The organism is Haloferax sp. S2CR25 (assembly GCF_031624535.1).
GTDB classification, from domain to species: Archaea; Halobacteriota; Halobacteria; order Halobacteriales; family Haloferacaceae; genus Haloferax; species Haloferax massiliensis.
The window spans coordinates 236256-256843 of record NZ_JAMQOO010000003.1 but is presented as its reverse complement, the minus strand read 5'-3'; the positions used below and the strand labels follow the sequence as shown (position 1 = coordinate 256843).

18 protein-coding genes are annotated in these 20588 nt (G+C 65.2%); 7 read left to right on the top strand and 11 right to left on the bottom strand.

Annotation, left to right across the window (positions count from 1 at the left end):
- Positions 1-546 precede the first annotated feature (546 nt).
- On the top strand, positions 547-1422 hold the full coding sequence (locus NDI65_RS09595) for an SMP-30/gluconolactonase/LRE family protein (RefSeq protein WP_089780141.1): 876 nt from the start codon (positions 547-549) through the stop codon (positions 1420-1422).
- An 84-nt stretch (positions 1423-1506) separates the two neighbouring features.
- Here the strand turns inward: NDI65_RS09595 and NDI65_RS09590 are convergent, their stop codons facing one another.
- Positions 1507-1923 (bottom strand): heme-binding protein, encoded by a 417-nt coding sequence (locus tag NDI65_RS09590; RefSeq protein ID WP_089780143.1) that lies wholly within the window; start codon positions 1921-1923, stop codon positions 1507-1509.
- Between the two features lie 169 nt (positions 1924-2092).
- Entirely contained in the window at positions 2093-3727 is a 1635-nt protein-coding gene (locus NDI65_RS09585; RefSeq protein ID WP_310893611.1) for a glycosyl hydrolase family 28 protein, read from the bottom strand.
- Between the two features lie 56 nt (positions 3728-3783).
- Here NDI65_RS09585 and NDI65_RS09580 point away from each other — a divergent pair, with 56 nt between their 5' ends.
- Together NDI65_RS09580 and NDI65_RS09575 are read left to right on the top strand one after the other, a co-directional pair.
- Positions 3784-5211, top strand: a complete 1428-nt coding sequence (locus NDI65_RS09580) for a sulfatase-like hydrolase/transferase (protein WP_089780145.1) — start codon at positions 3784-3786, stop codon at positions 5209-5211.
- A gap of 118 nt (positions 5212-5329) precedes the next feature.
- A complete protein-coding gene (locus NDI65_RS09575; protein ID WP_089780146.1) occupies positions 5330-6460 on the top strand; it encodes an enolase C-terminal domain-like protein in 1131 nt (376 codons plus the stop codon).
- A 149-nt stretch (positions 6461-6609) separates the two neighbouring features.
- Here NDI65_RS09575 and NDI65_RS09570 read toward each other — a convergent pair whose 3' ends face one another.
- From NDI65_RS09570 to NDI65_RS09540, 7 genes are all read right to left on the bottom strand, one after another.
- The gene (locus NDI65_RS09570) at positions 6610-6828 is read right to left on the bottom strand and encodes a hypothetical protein (RefSeq protein WP_089780148.1); all 219 of its coding nucleotides are present in this window, start codon (positions 6826-6828) and stop codon (positions 6610-6612) included.
- A 133-nt stretch (positions 6829-6961) separates the two neighbouring features.
- Entirely contained in the window at positions 6962-8023 is a 1062-nt protein-coding gene (locus NDI65_RS09565; protein ID WP_089780150.1) for an ABC transporter ATP-binding protein, read from the bottom strand.
- Positions 8020-9090: an ABC transporter ATP-binding protein gene (locus NDI65_RS09560; protein WP_089780152.1), complete on the bottom strand. Its 1071-nt coding sequence runs from the start codon at positions 9088-9090 to the stop codon at positions 8020-8022. The genes NDI65_RS09565 and NDI65_RS09560 overlap by 4 nt, the downstream gene beginning before the upstream one ends.
- A 45-nt stretch (positions 9091-9135) precedes the next feature.
- Complete coding sequence (locus tag NDI65_RS09555; protein ID WP_089780154.1) at positions 9136-10158, bottom strand: ABC transporter permease; 1023 nt, start codon at positions 10156-10158, stop codon at positions 9136-9138.
- Positions 10159-10160: 2 nt separating this feature from the next.
- Positions 10161-11165: an ABC transporter permease gene (locus NDI65_RS09550; RefSeq protein ID WP_310893610.1), complete on the bottom strand. Its 1005-nt coding sequence runs from the start codon at positions 11163-11165 to the stop codon at positions 10161-10163.
- 73 nt (positions 11166-11238) lie between these two features.
- The gene (locus NDI65_RS09545; protein ID WP_089780156.1) at positions 11239-13038 is read right to left on the bottom strand and encodes an ABC transporter substrate-binding protein; all 1800 of its coding nucleotides are present in this window, start codon (positions 13036-13038) and stop codon (positions 11239-11241) included.
- 174 nt (positions 13039-13212) lie between these two features.
- Positions 13213-13434, bottom strand: a complete 222-nt coding sequence (locus tag NDI65_RS09540) for a hypothetical protein (protein WP_089780158.1) — start codon at positions 13432-13434, stop codon at positions 13213-13215.
- An 87-nt stretch (positions 13435-13521) separates the two neighbouring features.
- Between NDI65_RS09540 and NDI65_RS09535 the strand changes: the two genes are divergently transcribed.
- Entirely contained in the window at positions 13522-13983 is a 462-nt protein-coding gene (locus NDI65_RS09535) for a universal stress protein (protein ID WP_089780159.1), read from the top strand.
- Between the two features lie 122 nt (positions 13984-14105).
- Here the strand turns inward: NDI65_RS09535 and NDI65_RS09530 are convergent, their stop codons facing one another.
- The gene (locus NDI65_RS09530) at positions 14106-15758 is read right to left on the bottom strand and encodes a right-handed parallel beta-helix repeat-containing protein (RefSeq protein WP_089780161.1); all 1653 of its coding nucleotides are present in this window, start codon (positions 15756-15758) and stop codon (positions 14106-14108) included.
- Positions 15759-15888: 130 nt separating this feature from the next.
- A complete protein-coding gene (locus tag NDI65_RS09525) occupies positions 15889-16728 on the bottom strand; it encodes an NAD(P)-dependent oxidoreductase (RefSeq protein ID WP_089780163.1) in 840 nt (279 codons plus the stop codon).
- A gap of 228 nt (positions 16729-16956) precedes the next feature.
- Between NDI65_RS09525 and NDI65_RS09520 the strand changes: the two genes are divergently transcribed.
- The 3 genes from NDI65_RS09520 (at position 16957) to NDI65_RS09510 (ending at position 20547) form a co-directional block, all read left to right on the top strand.
- Entirely contained in the window at positions 16957-17895 is a 939-nt protein-coding gene (locus NDI65_RS09520; protein ID WP_089780165.1) for a dihydrodipicolinate synthase family protein, read from the top strand.
- Between the two features lie 610 nt (positions 17896-18505).
- Complete coding sequence (locus NDI65_RS09515) at positions 18506-19540, top strand: GDSL-type esterase/lipase family protein (protein ID WP_089780167.1); 1035 nt, start codon at positions 18506-18508, stop codon at positions 19538-19540.
- Between the two features lie 98 nt (positions 19541-19638).
- A complete protein-coding gene (locus NDI65_RS09510; RefSeq protein ID WP_089780169.1) occupies positions 19639-20547 on the top strand; it encodes an AEC family transporter in 909 nt (302 codons plus the stop codon).
- Positions 20548-20588: the final 41 nt, after the last annotated feature.

The window sequence follows — 20588 nt, the reverse complement described above, 5'->3', positions numbered from 1 at the left end:
CGGAGGTTATCGTGGACGACCGAACGGTTCGATTTCTCCGAACTGGGGTCTGTTCACGCCGCCCGCCCGCGCTTCTCGTCGTTGCTGTGACGAGTGCCCGTCCCCGGCTATACCGTTGTCGGTCGCGCTGCCGCGATAACTAACAAATCACAATTATATATTGGCATTTGGTAGTTTAGAGCTCGTCTTTCTATCCGAGCCTAGTGCGTTTCAAATTTTGATAAAATCCCTGAATTTTCCGCCATCTAGATTAATAGCCACGGCAATTCACTACTATACCTGAGTTATTCAAATAACTTCAATAACTCAGATATCGTTGAACTATCTTTAGTATGGGTGGTGATTTATACGGTAATTATACTGTTCTATTTCGTGCCACCCCGCTGACTCTGTAACACGCCGCGTCGTTTCCGGCCACGACCGAACCGACGTAATCGCGTGGTCCCACGCCCAAAACTGATTCCCGAATCGGAAATCAAATTGACAAATCGGGACGTGACGGAAGTCGGGCGACGTTTAAGGTCTCGTGGTCAAAACGACCATTCGATGGCATGGGAGTTCGAGCGAGTCGCGGGTCCGTTTCGGGCCACCGAGGGTCCGATTTGGGCCGTCGACGCGGTTCGATTCACGGAAATAAAGGAGCATCAGGTCCTCGAATACGACCCGGAGACGGGACAGACGAGCGTCTACATCGACTCGACCGCCGGCGCGGTCGGCCTCCACGAGGGGCGCGACGGCGAGCTGTACGCCTGCGAGGCCGAGGGTCACCGAATCGCCGCGCTGACCCCGGACGAACCCGCGTCGGTCGTCGTCGACGGGTTCGATGGGACGCCGCTCAACGGGCCGAACGACCTCGAAATCGACCGCGACGGGGATATCTGGTTCACCGACCCCGACGACAAGGACCGGGGACTGCTCGGCCACACCTCCGTCTTCCGCGCCGAGCGGCCGGATGTGGACGCGAACGCGAGCGGCGACTGGCAACTCGTCCACCTTACAGACGAGATGGACCGCCCGAACGGCATCCTCCTCTCGCCGGACGAGACGCGCCTCTACGTTGCTGAATGCACTTACGGCCCTGACCAAGCGACCGACTTGCGGGCCTACCCGATTCGGGACGACGGGTCGCTCGGCCCCCGCGAGATACTGCACGACTTCGGCGACCACCGCGGTATCGACGGCATGACGCTCACCGAGTCGGGCGATATCGTCGCCTGCGCCGGCTGGGAAAAGGGCGGTCCGGGACCGTCGGTTTACGTGTTCTCCCCGTCGGGCGAGGTGCTCGAACGTCATCCGTTCCCCGAGGACCGCCCGACGAACTGCACGCTCGGTGGGCCGGACGGCTCGACGCTCTACGTCGCGGACATGACCGGCAGTCTCTACGCGGCCGAGACCGACCGCTCGGCGTACGTTCGATTTTAACCGAAAAGGGACCGTGAGGACAGATACGCTGGGTTGTGTGTCGTCGGAACCGAAACCGAACTCGGCGACTCCGACGCGGGCGTCTCAGCGGAGCGGTTCGAACGCCTCCAGTCCCGCTTGGGACGCTTCCATGTCCTCGGACACCGCGCCGCCGCTCGCGCCGACCGCGCCGACGACGACGCCGTCGTGTTCGACCGGGAACCCGCCGCCGAAGACGACGACGCGGCCGTTGTCGGTGGTGTGGAGGCCGTACACGTCGCCGCCGGGTTCGGCTCCCTCCTTCAGTTCGTGGGTCGGCTTCTTGACCGCGGCCGCGGTGTAGGCCTTGTTCTGTGCGATGTTGCTCGCGACGAGTTTCGCGCCGTCCATCCGGCGGAAGCCGAGGAGGTTGCCCTCGCTGTTCGTCACCGCGAGGTTCAGCGGCACGCCGAGGTCTTCGGCTTTCTCCTCCGCCGCGTCGAGAATCGTCTTGGCTTCGGCTAGCGTCAGCTCTTGTACCATCGACTCGACCGTCGGCGGCTCGGAGCAAAAACCCACCGCTCACGGGGAGAACCGCCGCTGGAACGGCCACAGACGGCGATACGGCTATCCGAACCGAATCGAACGCCGCGGGATCGACTGCGCGGTTTCGCGTTCCCCCGTCGTCGTCGCGTCGGCTTGAACGTACGGGTTATCTCGGGAGGGCGTTCCCCGACCGCTCGAACGACTCCACGTCGCCGGCGTCGGCGGCGTCGATGAGGTCGTTGTTGACGAACAGACGCTCGCCCTCGGTGTCCGACAGCGAGAGGAACGTTCCCGTCCCCTCGGTCGCCCGCGAGTTCCGAACCGTGATGTCCGTCGTGTCGACGAGCGAAATCGCCGCCGCGTCGTCCGCGTCGTCCGCGTCGTCGTCGCGGTGGGCCTGTCGGCCGACGAAGCCGTCGACGAGCAGGCCGTTCACGTCCTCGCAGGCCAGCCCGCTCCGGTAGTAGTCTGGCAGGTCGCCGTCGTCGTCCCACTCGACGGTCACGTCGCGCATCGTCACGTCGCGGGCGTTCTCGACGTGGACGCCGGCGATGTCGTTGGCGAAGATTGGCGTGACGACCGAACTCGGCTGGAGGTCGAAGTTGCCGCCCACCTCGTCGGCGTGCTCGCTCCCGGTGAGTTCGATGCGGACGTTGTCGAACTCGATAGTCTCGATATCGGAATCCTCGGAGCCGTAGACGAGCGCCCCGTTCTCGCTTCGCGCGACGATGTTCGAGAAGCGCACGTTCCGAATGCCACCGAGGTCGGTGTCGTCGTCTCGCGGGACCGACGTGACGTAGATGGGCTCGCCCTTGCCCCACCACGGGCCGGGGAGCATGTTGGAGTTGACGACGATATCGGTGAAAAGCACGTTCTCGACGACGCCCGAATCGCGGTGCTGGATGCCGAGGCCGCGGTTCGACTCCTGCACGACGATGTTCTGGAACAGGCAGTCGCGAATCGTGTCGTCGGTGCCCGAGCCGAACTTGATGGCGCAGGCGCTCGACCGGAGCGTGCAGTTCGTCACGACGATGCCCTCGCAGGTCGTCGGCTCGTCGGGCCGCGCGCCGAAGGTGATGCTGTCGTCGCACGACTGGATGGTGCAGTCGGAGATGTGGACGTTCTTCGTGTCGCCGAGCGCGATGCCGTCGCAGTTCGGGATGAGCAGGTGGTTGAGGATGTCGACGCCGCGGATGTCGACTTCTTCGGTCCCGTGGAACGACAGCGTCCACGCGGGCATGTCGCGGATGGTCACGTCGCGGACGCGGACGTTCGTGCAGTTGTTGAACCGGAACATCGGGCCGGGCCGGAAGTCGGGCTTGGCGACGGGCCAGCCCTCGGTCCCCCTCGTCCGCGAGAGGTAGGCGTCTCCCTGTCGCGCCTCGTGGGGGCCGTTCGAGATGAGCGGGTGCGACGCGCTCTCGTTGGAGTGGCCCTGAATGGGCGTGTCCATCCGCATGAACTCGGTTCCGAGGCCGTCGAACTCGCCCTCGCCGGCGATGGTGACGTTCTCGACGTCCTCGGCGAGGAAGAAGATGCGCTCGTTGTCGGGGCCGATGAACTTGTCCGTGTACTCGGCTTCGTCCTTCGCGGGGCTGACGACCGCGCCGGCCTCCAGATAGAGCGTCACGTTACTTCGGAGATGGACGGTTCCGACGGTGTACGTCCCGCTGGGGACGGTAACGGTTCCGCCGTCGGACTCCGTGCAGTCGTCGATGGCGGTCTGGAACGCCTCGGTCTGGAGGTCGTCCGTCTCGTCGGCGTAGGCTGTCACGTCGAAGGCACTCGCTGTGGGCGGCATGTACGCGTACCGTCGCGGTGGCCTATCTTTATACTACTGGTGGTCGGAGTTCGGCCGTGAGTGATGCTCGCCCAAACGTCCTGTTCGTGATGACTGACCAGCAGCGGTCGGACACGATTCGGGCGCTCGGAAACAGTCGAATCCACACCCCGAACATCGACCGACTCGTCGACCGCGGCGTCTCCTTCGCCAACGCCTACTCGCCGGACCCCATCTGCATCCCGGCGCGGCACACGATTCGAACCGGCTGTGAGGCCGTCTCGACGGGCTACCTCGGGAACGAAAAGCGCGACGCGCGACACCTCGAACAGCGGTGCGGCCCCTTCCTCGCCCGAAGCATGCGCGAGCGGGGCTACCGGACGTTCCTCGTCGGGAAGTACCACGCCCACCCGCGCGACATCGACCTCGGCTACGACCACCACCTGAGCTTCGAGGCGTTCCGCGAGGAGACCGGCCACGAGGTCAAGACGACCGCCCGGCAGGGCGCGATGGTCCACCTCCCCCAACAGAACCGGCTCCCGCCGGACGACAACTACGAGGCGTGGATGACCGACCGCGCGGTCGACCTCATCGGCCGCGACACCGACGAGCCGTTCTTCGGCCTCGTCTCGTACGAACCGCCGCACCCGCCGTTCGCGCCGTCGCCGCCCTTCGACCGGATGTACGACCCCGAGCGGCTCGAAAACCCGGTGAAAGGCGACATCGAAACCGACCACATGGACGAGAAGATTCCCGCCCAGAACCACCACTTCTGGACGACCCGCGAGGGCGGCATCGACGACACCACCGTCCGGGTCATCAAGGCGTACTACTACGGCATGATTTCGGAGGTCGACCGCCGCATCGGTCGCCTGCTCGACGCGGTCGAGGCCCGCGACGACGCGGACAACACGCTCATCTGCTTCTTCTCGGACCACGGCGAACTCCTCGGCGACCACCGCGGCTGGGAGAAGTCGTCGTTCTTCGAGCCGTCGTGTCGCGTCCCGTTCCTCGTGAGCTGGCCCGCGGAGCTACCGGGCGGCGAGCGCCGCGACGACCTCGTGGCGCTGACCGACCTGTTCGGCATCGCGACGACCGCCGCTGGCGACCAAGAACTCCGCGAAGGCGTCGATGTGCTCGGGACGATTCGGGGCGACGCGGAGCCGCGCGAGCGGCTGTTCGGCTACCACCGGACGCCGCGGCTCCCGCCGAACTTCACCGGGATGGTCCGCGAGGGACGCTGGAAGTACGTGTTCATGCGCAACGGCGGCCGCGAACAGCTGTTCGACCTCGCCGCCGACCCGAACGAACTCGACGAGTGCGCCGCCGATCACCCCGAGGTCGTCGCCGAACTCCGCGACGCGCTGGCGACGAAGCTGACCGACGCGGGCGCGGACGAGTTCGTCGAGAACGGGACGCTCAGACGCTCGCCGTACCAGGAAATCGACATGGGCCGGCTCGTCCGCGAGCCGTACCCCGAGGAGCCTGCGGACGTACTGGACTGACGGACCGGCGTGCCGGTTTCTCCTCCGCTTTCTCCCCGCCGCCCACCCCACCGTCTGGCCCCGAAATCGCCGGTCCCGCCGTACTTTTATCACCGTTCCGCGTAACCGACTACCACGAATGGAGATCAGCGACATCCGTACCATCCGGTTCAGCTGTGAGTCTCACATCGACCCCGACGAGAAGGGCCACGGCCACCCCGGCGAGCCGCGGGAGTCGACGCGGACTATCACGCACGTCGTCGTCGACGGCGGTCCCGACGGCTACTGCCGCGGCGGCCACGAGGCGGCCAACGAGTTCGCCAAGAAGCACCTCGTCGGCGAGAACCCGCTGTACCGCGAGAAGCTCTGGCAACTGCTCTGCCGGGCCGAGCGACTGAACAAGGGGACGCTCACCGACAAGCGCGTCGCGCCCATCGACTGCGCGCTCTGGGACATCGCCGGCAAGGACGCCGGCCTCCCGGTCTACCAACTCATCGGCGCGGCCCGCGATTCGGTCCCGGCCTACGGCAGCACGATGGTCGGCGACGACGACCCCGACGGACTCGGCTCGCCCGAGGCGTACGCCGACTTCGCCGAGGAACTCGTCGCGGAGGGCTATCAGGCCGTCAAACTCCACACGTGGATGCCCCCGTTCGGTGACGACCCCGAACGGGACATCGCCGCCTGCCGGGCGGTCCGCGAGCGCGTCGGCGACGATATCGACCTCATGCTCGACGCCCACCACTTCTACAGCCGAAGCGAGGCCAAGAAAATCGGCAAGGCGCTCGAAGACCTCGACTTCCGCTGGATAGAGGAGCCGATGGACGAACACTCGATGTCCTCCTACGAGTGGCTCTCGAACGAACTCGACATCGCCGTCGTCGGCCCCGAGACCGCCGAGGGTCGGATGCACACCCGCGCGGAGTGGATTAAGCGGGACATCGCCGACATCATCCGCGTCGGCGTCTACGACGTGGGCGGCATCACGCCGGCGCTGAAGGCGGTCGGTCTCTGCGAGTCGTTCAACATCGAGTGCGAGATTCACGGCCGCGACGCGCCCAACCTCCAACTGCTCGGGACGATGGCGTTCCCCGGTCGGTACTACGAGCGCGGCCTCCTGCACCCGAAACACGACTACGAGACGTACTTCCCCGGCCTCGAACACCCGCCGGACGAAATCGACGACAACGGCGTGGTCGAACTCCCGCAAACGCCCGGACTCGGCTACGCGTTCGACTGGGACTACATCGACGCTAACCGCGTCGAGTAACCGCGTCGGACGCGACGGCCGGGAGCCGGGACAACCGGCGAGGCCCGTTACGAAACAGAATCGACGGCGGTCGCTCGCGGAACGCTGCACGCTGCTTTTCGGGTCGGTGATTCAGTTCGACGTTCGGTTCCGGTGGCGGGCCTCCGCGGTCAATTGTACGAGCCCCACAGCCGGAGCAGCAGGTAGCCGCCGATGCCGACCCCGACGAGCGAGATTCCCCAGACGCCGAACATCCCCGCTATCGTTCCGTCGAGGACGAAGCGCGCGAGGAGAATCATGAAGACGCCGGCGAGTACGGTCATGATGAAGTTGCGGTTCGACGACGCGGCCTTCCGGAGCGAAGGCACGCGCGATGCGTTGACTGACATACGTACTCACACGGTAGCTCTCCGCACACAAATAGATACTGTTCGCACGGGGGTCGTTCGACCGGCTCGCACGGCTCTTGGGGGCGAAAACGGATGGTTGAAAACCGGGTCGCGGCGTCCGCGAACGGGTGACTCAGTCGTCGACGATGCTCGGACTATCCCAGTACTCGTGGGTGTCGTCGGCGCGGAAGCACCGCGCGGCGTGGCCGGTCTCGTCTTCGAACGCGCCCGGGTCGTTGGTCTCGCAGACCTCCCGCGCCTTCGGACAGCGCGGGTGGAAGTGACAGCCGCTGGGCCGGTTCGTCGGGTCGGGGATGTCGATTTTCCGAATCGGGAGGTCGTCGTCCTCGTCGCCCTCGTAGAGGTTCGGCGTCGCCCACTTCAGCGCCTGCGTGTAGGGGTGCTGGGGGTCGCCGATGACCTGCTCTATCGGCCCGACCTCGACGATGCGGCCGAGGTACATGACGGCGATGCGGCCGCCGGACTTCTCGGCGATGTACCGGGCGTTCGAGAGGTCGTGGCTGATGAAGACGTAGGAGGTGTTGAACAGGTCCTGCAGTTCGAGCATCAGGTCCATCATCTCCACCCGGAGGCTCACGTCGAGCGCGCTGATGGCCTCGTCGGCGAGGATGACGTCCGGGTTCAAAAGCAGCGACCGGACGAGCACGACGCGCTGTTTCTCGCCGCCCGAGAGCTGGTGGGGGAACCGCTCGACGAAGTCCTCCGCGGGCGTGAGTCCGACGCGTTCGAGGAGCGCGTAGACGCGCTTTCGGCGCTCTTCTTCGCCGAGGTTCGGGTTCCACTTCTTCAGCGGGAGCATCAGCGAGGTGAGGATGCGCTGGTTCGGGTTCAGCGCGCTGCCGGGGTCCTGATGGATTATCTGGAGCGACCGCCGAATCTCCGAGAACGGGATGTCCGGGTCGCCGCCGTTCTTGGCCTCCCAGATATCCTGTCCGCGGTAGGTTATCGAGCCGTGGGTCGGCTCCTGCGCGCCGATGATTGTCTTGCCCAACGTCGATTTGCCACAGCCGGACTCGCCGATGAGTGTGACCACGTCGTTCTCGCCGATGTCGAGCGAGATGCCGTCGACGGCGCGGACCGTCTGCCGCTCGCCGAACAGGCCGAGGAAGCCGCTACTGTCGGTGAAGTGGACGGACACGTCGTCCACCGAGAGGATGGAGTCGTCGACGCTCATTTCGACTCACCGCCCTCTTCGGCCGCCTCCATCGCGGGAATCGGAATCTCGTCGGACACGTCGTCGTGGTAGAAACACGCGGTCCGGTGACCGCTTCCGCGGTCGGCCATCGGCGGCTCCGCCTCCGCGCAGGACTCGTCGGCCATCGGACACCGGGGCCGGTACGAGCAGCCCGGGATGTTGGTCACCGGGTCGGGCTTCGAGCCCGAGATGGACTGCATCTCCTCGATGGGCGCGTTCAGGTCCGGCGTCGCGTTGAGGAGCGACCGCGTGTAGGGGTGCGCCGCGTCGTACAGAATCTCCTCGGTCGAGCCGACCTCGACGATGTCGAACGCGTACATCACGACGAGCCGGTCCGCGAGCTTGGTGAGAAGCGGCAGGTCGTGCGTGATGAAGATAATCGTCAGGTCGTACTCCTCTTTGAGCTCCTTGAGCAGCGAGACGATAGAGCGCTGCATCAGGAGGTCGAGCGCGGCGGTCGGCTCGTCCATCACGAGCACCTCCGGTTCGAGGATGAGCGCGAGCGCGACGAGCGCGCGCTGTTTCATCCCGCCGGAGAGCTCGTAGGGGTACGAGTCGAGGACGCGGTCGGGGTCGAGATAGAGGTCGCCCAGAATCTGGTGGGCGCGTTCGAGCCCCGCTTCCACGTCGCGGTTGTGGTCTTCGAGGGTCTCCCGGAAGTGACCACGGACCTTCTTGACGGGGTTGAACGAGCTCATCGCGCCCTGGAACACCATGGCGACTTCGCCCCAGCGGAACTTCCGAAGCTCCTCTTCGTCGAGGTCGAGCACGGAAATCGGCTCGCCGCCGTCGGGCGGGTAGTACGTGACCTCGCCGGAGGTCTCCCCCGGGCTGACGACCGCGTTCATCAACGCGGACGAGGTCATGGACTTCCCGCTACCGCTTTCGCCGACCATGCCGAGCGTCTCGTTTCGGTAGATGTCGAAATCGACGTTGCGGACGACTCTCGATTCGCCTCGATTGGTCCCGAAGGTGACCTCCAGGTCGCGGACTTCGAACACGACGTCTTGGTCCGGGTCCGAGTCGTTCTGATTCGACGTTCGCATTGCTTGGTTGGTAGTCATCGTCTGGTAATAGGTGTTGGCACGGGGTCAGTCCCCGCCGGTCGCCTGCGATTGGTTGTTCTTCGAGGTGCCTTTCTTCGAGGTCTTCGCGTGGCGCGCCCGGAGGCGGACGTTGAACAGGCTGTCGAGCCCCTGCGACAGGAGGACGAGCCCGAACGACAGCAGGAAGATGCAGACCATGGGCGCGACCATCCACGGGAGCATGTCCGGGCGGGTGAGCGCGTTGCCCTCGTACGCGAGGTTCATCATCACGCCCCAGTTGAACGTGGTAAAGGGCAGGATGCCGAGGAAGTACAGCCCCACGGACTCGAAGATGATGCGACGGGAGGTGAGCGCCCCGTTTATCATCACGTACGGCATGAGCTGCGAGAGGATGTCCCGCCGGAGAATCGACGACAGCGGGATGCCCATGATTTCGGACGCCTCGACGTAGGACTCCTCGCGGATGCTCAGCACCTGCGAGCGGACGGTCCGCGCCAGCCCGGGCCAGTTGTCGATGCCGAGGAAGACCCCGACGATGTAGGGGTTCTCGGGCTGGAAGATGGCCGTGATGACGATGATGAGCGGCAGGCCCGGAATCGTGATGACCACGTCGGTGACGGTCATCAGGAACGAGTCGATGCGCGTGCCGTGTTCGAAGCCGGCGACGACGCCCACGAGGGCGGCGAAGCCGACGCTCACGACCGCGCCCGCGAATATCATCTTGAACATGCCCGGCGTCGCGTGGATGAGCTGGGCGTGAATCGGCTGGCCGAACACGTCGGTGCCGAGCGGGTACGCGAGCGACTCGAACGGCGCGGCGAGGACGGGAGCGTCACCGCTGGTCGGCCGCTCGACGAGCCAGACGCCGACGGTTCCCATGAGGAGGAAAAAGGCGAGAATCGCGCCGCCGACGAGCGCGCGCCAGTCGTCGGCCGCGATGCGCGCGGGGGCGACGACGTTCATTTCGAGGAATCGCTTTGCGCGGTCGGCCCGCGATTCCGGGTCCGGGTCGATGTCTTCGTCGTAGAGGTCCTTCAGGTCGAACGAGTCGGAATGTGCTTCGCTCATAGTTACTCCTCACCCACCGAGATGCGCGGGTCGATGAGCGTGTACGTGAGGTCGGCGATGAAGATGGCGGTCAGCGAAATCGCCGTGAACACGAGGAGCGTGCCCATCAAAAGCGGGTAGTCCTGCGTCTTGACCGCCTCGAACATCAGGAGGCCCATGCCCGGGTACGCGAAGACCTCCTCGACGATGACGGCGCTGCTGAAGACGCCGGCGATGCCGATCATGAACTGCGTGTACATCGGGAGGATGGAGTTGTGCCCGAGGTACTGCGTGGCGATGCGGGTCTCGCGGAGACCCCGCAGTTGCGCCACGCGGATGTAGTCCTCGCCGAGGACGCGAATCGCGTTGCCGCGCATGGCGAGCGCGCCGGAGGTCGCGAGCGCGCCCATCGAAATCGCCGGGAGCGCCGCGTGTTGCACGAGGCTGAGCATGAACTCGGGGTTGTACCCCGCGGCGATTCCCGAGCCGATGCGGCCGCCCGTCGGGAAGTAGTTGTTCTGGATGGCGAGGAAGTAGATGAGCACGACGCCGACGATGTAGTACGGAATCGAGTTGAGCCTGATGATGAGCGATGACACCGTGGAGTCGAACCGCGACTTCTCGCGGTAGGCCGTCATCACGCCGAGGAAGATGCTCAGCGAGTAACCCAGCGCGAGCGCGTAGACGCTGATGAACATCGACCACGGGATGCGCTGCATGATGAGCGTCGTGACCTCCTCGTTTTTGAAGAACGAGGTGCCGAGGTCCTGCCGGAGAATCACGTCAGACGCGTAATTGAAGTACTGTACGTGCATCGGCTGGTCCGGGTTCACGTTCGTGTAGAGCTGTATCATCCTGTTCAGTCGGTCGATGTCGACGCTCCCGCCGCTCTGCGAGAGAATCACGCTCCGCATCGCTTCCGTCGGCCCGCCGGGCATGGCCTGATACAGCAGAAACGAGACCGTCATCGTGACGAGAAACGTCAGTATCGCTTGCCCGAGACGCTTCAACAAATACTTTGGTGTCATTATTAATAGTTTGGCTTCTAGCGTGAGAGAGCTTAATTGTGGTGGTTAAGCCCGTTGGGGGTGCCGTCTCACCTTACTGCGAGTTCGAGCTAATCCATCCGTTCTTGAACGAGAACTCGCCCGGCCGGTTCGTGTTGAGTTCGTAGTCGTCGCCCGTCGGCATGGAGAAGTCCTGCGTATCGCCCCAGTAGCCGGAGTCCTCCTCGACGAAGACGAAGTCGGGAAGCGCGTAGTTGAACCACTGGACGAGGTCGCGGGTTCGCTCTCTGACCTGTTCTGCCGACTCGGAGTTCGGCAGGTCGTTCATCAGTTTCGCGGGCTGAATCTCCCTGCCGCTGCCCGAAATCTCGGCCGCGCCGACCTCGCTCGGGATGGTCGTCGTAAAGGGCTTGCCCGTCGGACCGGTCTCGTTCCCGCTGGACGGGTCGCCGACCTCGATGCCGTAGAAGTTGTTCGAGAAGTACGCCGTCGGGTGCCACAGCGCCTTCGCGACGTGCCATATCCAGAAGATGTCCGCCTCGTACGTCTGGAGGCGCTGGTAGTAGTCGGTCGAGCTGACGGTGCTGATTTCGGTCTGGAGGCCGAACGCGTTGAGCTGGTCGTTGAAGACCTTCGTGGCCTGCACCTGGGTGTTGTTGTTCTGCGTGAGGACGGTGAACGTGAAGGACTCGCCGTTCGGGTCGACCCACGTGCCGTTCTCCTTGGTGTAGCCGGCGTCTTCGAGCAGTTGCGTCGCGGTTTCGAGGTCCTTGCCGACCGGGTAGTCGATGAGCTGGTCGACGAAGTCCGAACCGAGGTACTCGTCGTGAATCGTCGAGCGCAGCGCCGTCTGGTTCTCGGCGGGCTCGCCGACGGTCCCGGCCTGCCGCATCGCGGCGACCATCGACTCGAAGTCCACCGCGTTGACGATGGCGCGTCGGACGGGGAGCCGCGCGATGTGCTCGTTTTTGAAGTTGAACGTGAACTTCTGGGTGCGGAACCAGTTGAGCCGGTAGACGTTCTCGATGTTGTCCGGGTACCGGGACTGCTGGGACTCCGACATGAGCACGTCGGGGTTCATGTCGAGCTGGTCGTTCACCGACAGCGACTCCACGTCGGAGGTCGTCTCGGGGATGATGCGCACCTTCGGGATGTCCGTGCGGCTCGCGTACGGGTGGTCTTCGAACTTTTCGAGGATGGTCTCCGAGGAGTTGAAGCCGGTGACGCGGTACAGCGCGTTGCCGAGTCCCTCGTCGATGAGCTGCTGGGTGGTGATGCTCATATCGAGGAGGTCGCTCGTCACGCTCTCGCGCTCGCTGTCACTCGATGCTTCCTCGTAGCGGGTGAGGTACTCGCGGTAGACCGACCGCGGGGTGTTGACGAACGTCTCGGCGACGTTCGCCTTCATGAGGTTGGGCGAGACGGCCGTCTTGAACGTCCGCTCGATGGTGTAGTCGTCCACCAGCGTGTTGCTCTCGATGGGCGACTCCTCGGGCGACTGCAGGCGGTCGATTTCGAGGCCGACGTAGTAGTCTTCGGCCGTCAGGTCGTCGCCGTTCCACCACTTGAACCCCTCGGGGAACGTCAGCGTGAGCGTCCGCCCGTCGACGCTCATGTCTTCGAGCAGGTCGGGTCGGACCGTCCCGTCGGCGTAGCCGCGCGCGACTTCCTCGAACAGTTGGTCCTGCAGGGTGTGCGCGTAGTTGCCGAGGCTGTAGCGGTTGAACTGCACGTCAGTCGCGGGTCGCCCCGCGGGGTAATCGAGGGTGTCGTCGGCGATGGTCGAGCCGCCCTCGGTGTTCGTGCCCCCGTCCGTGCCGTCTTCGGTGTTTCCGCCCTCGGTCGTCTGCCCCGAGCTATCGAAGCAACCGGCCAGTCCGGCCGTCCCAGCCACCGCTCCGTACTTGATAAGGTCTCGTCTACTCCAGTTGGTTGAACGCTTTCCAGCCATGCGGTATCATCTATCATGATACTCCCTGTTAATATAGATACTGGATTTGCCCATACTATCCATGATAGAGAAAATACCTGTTGCGCCGCTCGTCACGATGGTCGGTCGGCGTCCGTCTCACGCGCTCTTCGCCGTCCACAGCAACAGTCCGAGCATCACGACCGCCAGCCCGCCGAACGTCGTCAACTGGAGGTAGACGAGCGCGTGGGTCGTCGTTCCCGGCTCTATCGACGGAAGCGAGACGAGGAGCAGCGCGATGGAAGCCAGCGAGATGACGAGGACGAACTTCATCCGGGTCTCGTAATCGCGGAGCACGTCGGCGAGACTCGATTCGGGCATGCCTACGTAGAGTACCGCGGTGTATTTCAGTATACTGCCCCCGGTTCCTGCGGTAGACTTAGATAAGACGAGACGGAATGCAGGTGCATGGACAGAGGATTAGTACTCATCGAGAACACCGACTCGCACGCGGACCTCCTCCGGGAGGCCAGAGAACACGCGCTCGGCGCGGACGCCGACCTCGTCCTCCTCGTCACGCTCACCGAAGACGAGTTCGAGGAGACCCAGGAGGTCCTCGACACCATCGGGGACGTCGAGCACACGTCGTACACGGAACAGGACGCGTTCAAGGGCGCGATGAACGACGCCGAGGAAGTCGCCCGAGAGGTGTTCGGGACCGACGACGAGGTGTCCTACGACATCGTCCCGCGAATCGCCGCCGAGAAAGAGCGCGCCGAGACGGTCATCGAAGTCGCGGAAGAGGAGGACGCGGACCACGTGTTCATCCTCGGCCGGAACCGCTCGCCGACCGGGAAGGCGCTGTTCGGCGACCTCGCGCAGTTCGTGATTCTCAACTTCGACGGCTACGTCACGCTCCACACCGAGTGAGCGTCGTCGCGGCGGGCTGCCCCGCCGCCATCATTTTTCGGACTCACCGACTCGCGCAGTAGGCGATACGTCCGTCGTCAGCCGCCAACAGCGAACCGACGGCCGCCGGTTCGACGACCGCCTCAGCGCGTCTTGTCCACGACGTAGTCGAGCGTCACGTCGACGCCGGGGTCGGTGCGCCACTCGAAGACGAGGTCCCAACACCCGGCGGAGCCGTTCCACTCCACGTAGCTCTCCCACGCGTACGTCTCGGCGGTCCCCGTCGTCGCGGGCTTCGCGCGGACCGAGAGCGCCGACGCCTCGAAGTCCTCCGGTTCGTCGACGCTCCCCGGGATTGTCACGTCGGGGAACTCGCTGACGCCCTCGACGCGGGCCGCGGGCGATTCGCCGGCCGAGAGCGTCACCTCGCCGTCGGCGAAGCCGCCGCCGACGTTGTCCCGAACGACCGTCGTGTTCGAGAAAATCCCGATGTTCCGGGTCGTCCCGCCGCCCCGAACGTCGTTGTTGACGATGCGGTTGTGGTTGCACGCCGGCCCGGTTTCGAGGATGCCCCACGTCTGTCTCGGCTCGTCGCGGTCGTCGTAGACGCGGAGGTTGCTGATGGAGACGCCCTCGGCCGGAAGCTGTTCGCCGTCGTCCCGCGAGTCGATGCGGACGCCGTCGCCGTTCGTGTTCTTGACGACGCCGCCCTGCACCGCGAAGTCCCGGCAGTTCTGCACGAGGATTCCTTGGTCCTCCGCCCCCTCGATGTTGACGTGGCCGATGGTGACGTCGTAGCACTCGGAGACGCCGAAGACGCCCCGGTTGCCGCCGCGGCTGACGACCTCGCCGACCGTCACGTCGTGTGCGCCGTTGGCGACGCGGAACGTCGCGTAGCCCGCGGGGCCGCCCGGTTCGAGGCCGACGACGCTGTTGACTGTCGCGTCGACGGTGTCGTTGAGGAGGACGACGCAACTCGCGGGGTCGTTGCCGACGACCTGCTCGATTTGGATGCGGTCGACGCCGTAGGTCTCGACGCCGTGGTGGTCGTTCCCCTCGACGTATATCTGCTCCATCTGGATGTCGGTCGAGCGGGGCGCGTCACCCCGGCCGTCGATGCGGATGCCGTCACTCGTCACGCCCGTGATGCGGACGTCGCCGATGCGGACGTTCGAACAACTGGTGAGTCGGATGCCCATCGCCGCGGGTCCCTCGACGACGAGCGACTCGACTTCGACGTGGTCCGCGCCGACGGCCCGGACGACCGGCGGCACGGACTCGCCCTCGGGAACCGAGAGCGTGGCCGGCGCGTCGAGCGTCGTGTAACTCGGGAGTTCGAGGCTCCCGTCCCCGCTCGTAATCTCGCCGGGCGAGGCGATGAGCACCTTCTCGTTCCACGTCCGCCCCTCGGTGAGGCTATCGATGGCCGCTTGCGCGACCGGCACGACGCTGTCGCCCGACGCGACTTCGCCGTCCGCGCCGTCCGCGTGGAACGCCCCGTCGTCGTCCTTCCAGACGATGACGTCGGCGTCGCGCGCCGAGGTGTACACGTGGTCCACGTCGAGCGACGCGAGGTTGTACAGCCCGTTCCCGTTCGCGTCGACGTCTCGGTTCCACGGCTTGCCGTCCGCCCCCCGACCGTCGTCGCGTTCCTCGCCGTCGCCGCGCTCGCCGTCGGACCGGGCGGCCGCGGGACCGGATAGCGCCGCGACCCCGGTCCCTCCGAGGAGCGCGAGCGCTGTTCGTCTGCTGAGCGATGCCCGATTCGAATCGCTGTCTGTGGGTGTGTCTTTCATACCCACGAAAACGTGTCTGACAACTACATAAAAATCTGATTGCAGAGTTCCCTTCGCTCGTGTGAGCTACGGGGGTCGTTGGAAGCACCGAAAACGGGACAGACGGCGGGACGTGGCTCGGACTTCGGGACTACTCCGGCGGGCTGTCCCACTCCTCGCCGTCGTCCTGCGGGTGATACCCGATTTGCGAGCGGGCGTGTTCGAGGTCGTACCACCGGCGCTGGTTGTCGCTCACGCCGCTGAAGATGCCGAACTCGACGTCGTCGTCCTGCAGGCAGCAGTCGATTTCGTGGGCGAAGTCGCGGCGGGACTGCCACATCGCCTTCATGCGCCCGACGGTCTCCTCGTACTCGGCGCTCCCGCGCTCGAACTCGCCGTTCTCGACGGCCTGCTCGGCGTCGCCGTAGGGATGGTCGTACTCGGGCATCCGGACGCTGCACACCCGGAGGGCGTAGAACTGCTTGGGGTATTCGTAGTTCTCGACGTAGTAGCGACCCATGTCCTCGCCGTAGGCCTTCGACGCGCCGTAGAACGAGTCGGGGCGGACGGGGTCGTCGTGCCCGATGACGAGGCCGTGACCCGGTTCGTAAATCTCGGGGGAGAACTCGTCTTCGTAGCCGCCCATGACGTGGTTGGTCGAGAGGAAGACGAACGACTCGATTTCGTTCTCGCGGGCGACTTCGAGCGCGTTGTACATCCCGATGATGTTGGGCTCGAAGATGTCCTCCCACGTGCCGTCGGTGTAGGGGTACGCCGCCATGTGAATCATGGCGTCCTGTCCCGCCGCGGCGTCGTTGAGGGCGTCGTAGTCGGACACGTCGCCGACGACGGTGTCGTAGCCCCCGTAGGGGTGGTCGTCGGGTCGGTCAGAGCGGTTGAAATACGTGAAGTCGTAGGCGTCGTCGTCGTGCAGGTGGTCTATGACTGCGGTGCCGCACCGGCCATAGACGCCGGTCATCAAGACGTCCATACGAATCCACTCTGACCAAATCGTAATAAATTGATGGGTGGCGAAGTCGGGCCGCGCGTCGGAACACTCCGCACCGACCGAACCACCCCGTCGCCACCCGCCCCGCTCAGTTCACGAACGCTGAACGTCGCGTTCCGGACCGGACGACTCGCGGGCGCTCTCACGCGCGTACGACGGGTTCAAGGGTTGACGATGGCTTTATCACGGTTGACTCAGATTGACTGTACCATGCCACTCGCAGACGACCGTGTACGTAGTCGTCTCCGTGGCGTCGCCGTCGGCTTGCTCACGCCGTTCGACGACGACCTGGAGATTCAACACGACAAACTCGAAGCGAACGCGAAGTCGCTTTCCGGCGACGGTATCTCGTCGTTCCTCGCGGCCGCGAACATCAGCGAATATCACTCCCTCACCCAGCAGGAGCGCGTCGACGTGACTGAGACGGCGGTCGACGCGCTCCCCGACAGCGCCTGCGTCCTCGCCGGCGTCGGCGGGTCGACGAAGGCGGCGACTGACCTGATGGACGCCTACGACCGCGTCGGCGTCGACGCCATGATGGTCATGCCGCCGGACCACACGTACGTCCACGAGCGCGGCCTGCTTCGCTACTACGAGAAACTCGACGCCGCGACCGACACGCCGCTCGTTCCCTACGTCCGCGGCTTCGACCCCTCGGTCGCCTTCCTCCGCGACCTCTCTCGCATCGAGGGCGTCGTCGGCGTCAAGTACGCCATCGAGGACCCGGTCAAACTCGGCTCCGCCGTCGCCGCCGCGGACGACGACGTGGTCTGGGTGGACGGCCTCGCGGAGCCGTACGCCGTCTCGTTTTGGAACGAGGGTATCGAGGGGTTCTCGGCGGGGGTCAGTAACTTCCGCCCGGAAATCGGCCTCGCGCTGTTCGATGCGCTCTCCGAGGAGAACTGGGAGCGCGCCCGCGAGATTCGCGACCTGACGCTTCCCTTCCAAGCCCTCCGCGGCGAGACGGGAGAAGACAACGACCTCCCCGGCGCGATCAGCGTTCCGGTGGTGAAGAAGGGCCTCGAACTGGCCGGCCTGCACGGCGGGGCGGTCCGCGAGCCGATTCGGTCGCTGTCGGCCGAAGACGAGCGCCGCGCCGAGGAACTGTACGAGGAGCTGTCCGACGGCGTCGCCCGCGTCATCGACTGACTGGCGATATCGACCCGAGCGCGCACCGACATCCGGCCGCATCGACGACGACTGACCACCACCCACACTGCCTGACGGCTCCCGACTGTGTCGGTCGGAAGCACCCACCACTATCTTTGAGCCCCGAGTCGCGTCTCCGCCTCCCCTACCGTTCGGAGCGGTGCCAGCCCGTCTGGAGGCGACGACCCTCCCCCGCTGCGCTCACCTGTCCCAGACAGCCGAGGGCTGAACCGCCCAAGCCGACCACCGCGGAGTCGCCGTGTTCCTGCCCTCCGTTCGCAGGTGGGGAACGCATTATCGGAGAATTGTGCCGATTATTCCCCTGCAATGATTTCGATGTTCCTCTCTCGCGAACGTGGGTTGTTGTTGACTGTAACGTAGAAATTCGGGCGATTAGGGGGTTTAGTGTTCCCGGGGAACCACCCGATGGAGGCGACGAACGCGCGAATTCGGAGGCACAGTAGCCCAGATATTACAAGCATATGGGTGTAATTTTCCCGCCTCGGGAACCCGGCTGTCGAATCAGGCCGTAGCCCGCGGTGGCGCTCGCCGCGCGTCGGCGGTCGGAGGTAGCGATAAGTAGGTGCGGAGTGTGCGTGACTCACACGGTATGCAGCACGACGATATCCAGCACGACGACGTTCAGTTCCACAACGTCAGGGCGCTCCAGCGGGTCAGACCACACGAGGGGCTTCGACTGCTCCGCGTCCCGGAGGCCGTCAGGAGCGGCCTGAACACCGGCGCGCAGACGCGGATGTGTCACCCGGCGGGGACCGAGATTCGGTTCGTCCCCGAGGGGACGGTTCGAATCACGCTCTCCTCCGAGGAGCGAAACAGCCTCGTTCGACCGTTCTGGGGGGACTTTCAGGCGAGCGGCGAGGAGTTCACGCTCGGCCCGGAGCCGACGACGGTCGAACTGTCCCTCCCGGAGTCGCTTACCGACCTCGACCCGGAGGCGACCGGCGAGATGCGCTATGCGCCCGACGTGTGTCGACTCGTCTTCCCCGGCGACCACCGCGGCGGCCACATCTACTATCACGACGTCGAGGGCGCGCGACGGCCGCCGACCGCCGACGAGGTGCCGAGCCTCCGATACCTCGCGTACGGAACGTCGATTACCGAGGGCGAGGCCCCGTCGGCGGAGATGCTCACGTACGTCAACCAGACGGCTCTCCGACTGGGCGCGGACCCGATAAACCTCGGCTCCTGCGGGACCGCCTACTGCGACCCCGCGATGGCCGACCACATCGCCGCCCGCGACGACTGGGACGTGGCGACGCTCTCGCTTTCGGTGAACATGGTCGGTCGATTCTCGCCCGACGAGTTCCGCGAGCGGGCCGCTGACATGGTCGAAACCGTCGCCGCGGCGAACCCGACGAAACCCGTCGCCTGCATCACGCTGTTCCCGCACGTGCGCGAGTATCAACGCGACCACGAGGAGGCGACGCTCTCCGAGACGTTCCGCCAACACCTCCGCGACGTGGTCGCCGAGTGCGGCTACGACAACGTCCACCTCGTGGAGGGGCCGGACCTCCTGCCGACCGCCAGCGGGATGACGACCGACCTCGTCCACCCCGGCGACGACGCGATGATTCGCGTCGGCGAACGCCTCGCTCGTGAGCTCGAATCTCTCATGGACGATTAACCGGAATACGCGCGATTCAGGCGCTCTCGTGCTCGAATTACCCGAACGAAATCTCCGCGAGCGTAACACCGAAGAACCCCCCTGTTCGATGGAAGGGTATGACCGTCGCCGCAAATCTGGGCTACATGCTCGGGGTGCTCTGCCTCGGGGCGCTAGCGAAGCGTCTCGGCGTCCTCGACAGCGGCCGCCGCGACAAGCTCACGTTCTTCGCGTTCGCCTTCGCGCTCCCCGCGCTCGTGTTCACCTCGACGTACGACCAGCCGATTCGCGAGGTCATCGAACCGACGCTCCTCCTGGGTTTCTGGCTCGTCCTCTTCACCATGCTGTTCGTCGGCTGGGTCGTCCACCGCCGGGTGTCGCCGGACTCGGCCCGCAGCGTCGCCATCGTCCAGTCGTACTACTCGAACCTCGGCTTCCTCGGCCTCCCGCTCGTCAAGTCGACGTTCGGCTCGCTGGCGTCGGCGAAGGCGGCCGTCATCCTCGGCGTCGGCGCGCTCACGCACGTCCCGCTCACCATCACCGTCCTCGTCCTCGTCAACGGCGCTGACGTATCGTTCAGAGAGGAGTTCGTCGGCGTGCTCAAGACGCCGGTCATCCCGGCGCTCGTGTTGGGGCTCGCCTTCTCCGGGCTCGGCCTCGGCGTCCCCGGCGTCCTCCTGACGGGTCTCAACGCGCTCTCCTCGCTCGCGCTCCCCGTCGCGCTGCTCTCTATCGGCGCGTCGCTCACCGTCTCCACCGAGTCGTTCGACTTCCGCACCGTCGGCGCCGTCGTCGGGAGCAAGGTCGTCCTGATGCCGCTTCTCGCCTTCGCCGTGTTCTCGACGTTCGCGACGAGTTGGTCGACGGTCCAAGCCGGCGTGACGATGCTCGCGACGCCGACCGCCGTCTCGTCGTTCGTCTACGCGAACGAACTCGGCGGCGACGCCGACCTCGCGTCGATGAACGTGTTCGCCACGACCGCCGTCTCGGTCGCGACGCTCTTCGTCGTTCTCCAGTTCCTGCTCTGAGTCGGCGGCTCGTCGCTCTTTCTTCGAATGGTCCAAATTCG

Bases quoted from the DNA above. Each gene is read 5' to 3' on its own strand.
- NDI65_RS09555 (WP_089780154.1), bottom strand. From the start codon at position 10,158: ATGAGCGAAGCACATTCCGACTCGTTCGACCTGAAGGACCTCTACGAC.
- NDI65_RS09570 (WP_089780148.1), bottom strand. From the start codon at position 6,828: ATGTCAGTCAACGCATCGCGCGTGCCTTCGCTCCGGAAGGCCGCGTCG.
- NDI65_RS09565 (WP_089780150.1), bottom strand. From the start codon at position 8,023: ATGAGCGTCGACGACTCCATCCTCTCGGTGGACGACGTGTCCGTCCAC.
- NDI65_RS09515 (WP_089780167.1), top strand. From the start codon at position 18,506: ATGCAGCACGACGATATCCAGCACGACGACGTTCAGTTCCACAACGTC.
- NDI65_RS09550 (WP_310893610.1), bottom strand. From the start codon at position 11,165: ATGACACCAAAGTATTTGTTGAAGCGTCTCGGGCAAGCGATACTGACG.
- NDI65_RS09510 (WP_089780169.1), top strand. From the start codon at position 19,639: ATGACCGTCGCCGCAAATCTGGGCTACATGCTCGGGGTGCTCTGCCTC.
- NDI65_RS09585 (WP_310893611.1), bottom strand. From the start codon at position 3,727: ATGCCGCCCACAGCGAGTGCCTTCGACGTGACAGCCTACGCCGACGAG.
- NDI65_RS09560 (WP_089780152.1), bottom strand. From the start codon at position 9,090: ATGCGAACGTCGAATCAGAACGACTCGGACCCGGACCAAGACGTCGTG.
- NDI65_RS09595 (WP_089780141.1), top strand. From the start codon at position 547: ATGGCATGGGAGTTCGAGCGAGTCGCGGGTCCGTTTCGGGCCACCGAG.
- NDI65_RS09540 (WP_089780158.1), bottom strand. From the start codon at position 13,434: ATGCCCGAATCGAGTCTCGCCGACGTGCTCCGCGATTACGAGACCCGG.
- NDI65_RS09520 (WP_089780165.1), top strand. From the start codon at position 16,957: ATGCCACTCGCAGACGACCGTGTACGTAGTCGTCTCCGTGGCGTCGCC.
- NDI65_RS09535 (WP_089780159.1), top strand. From the start codon at position 13,522: ATGGACAGAGGATTAGTACTCATCGAGAACACCGACTCGCACGCGGAC.
- NDI65_RS09530 (WP_089780161.1), bottom strand. From the start codon at position 15,758: ATGAAAGACACACCCACAGACAGCGATTCGAATCGGGCATCGCTCAGC.
- NDI65_RS09525 (WP_089780163.1), bottom strand. From the start codon at position 16,728: ATGGACGTCTTGATGACCGGCGTCTATGGCCGGTGCGGCACCGCAGTC.
- NDI65_RS09590 (WP_089780143.1), bottom strand. From the start codon at position 1,923: ATGGTACAAGAGCTGACGCTAGCCGAAGCCAAGACGATTCTCGACGCG.
- NDI65_RS09575 (WP_089780146.1), top strand. From the start codon at position 5,330: ATGGAGATCAGCGACATCCGTACCATCCGGTTCAGCTGTGAGTCTCAC.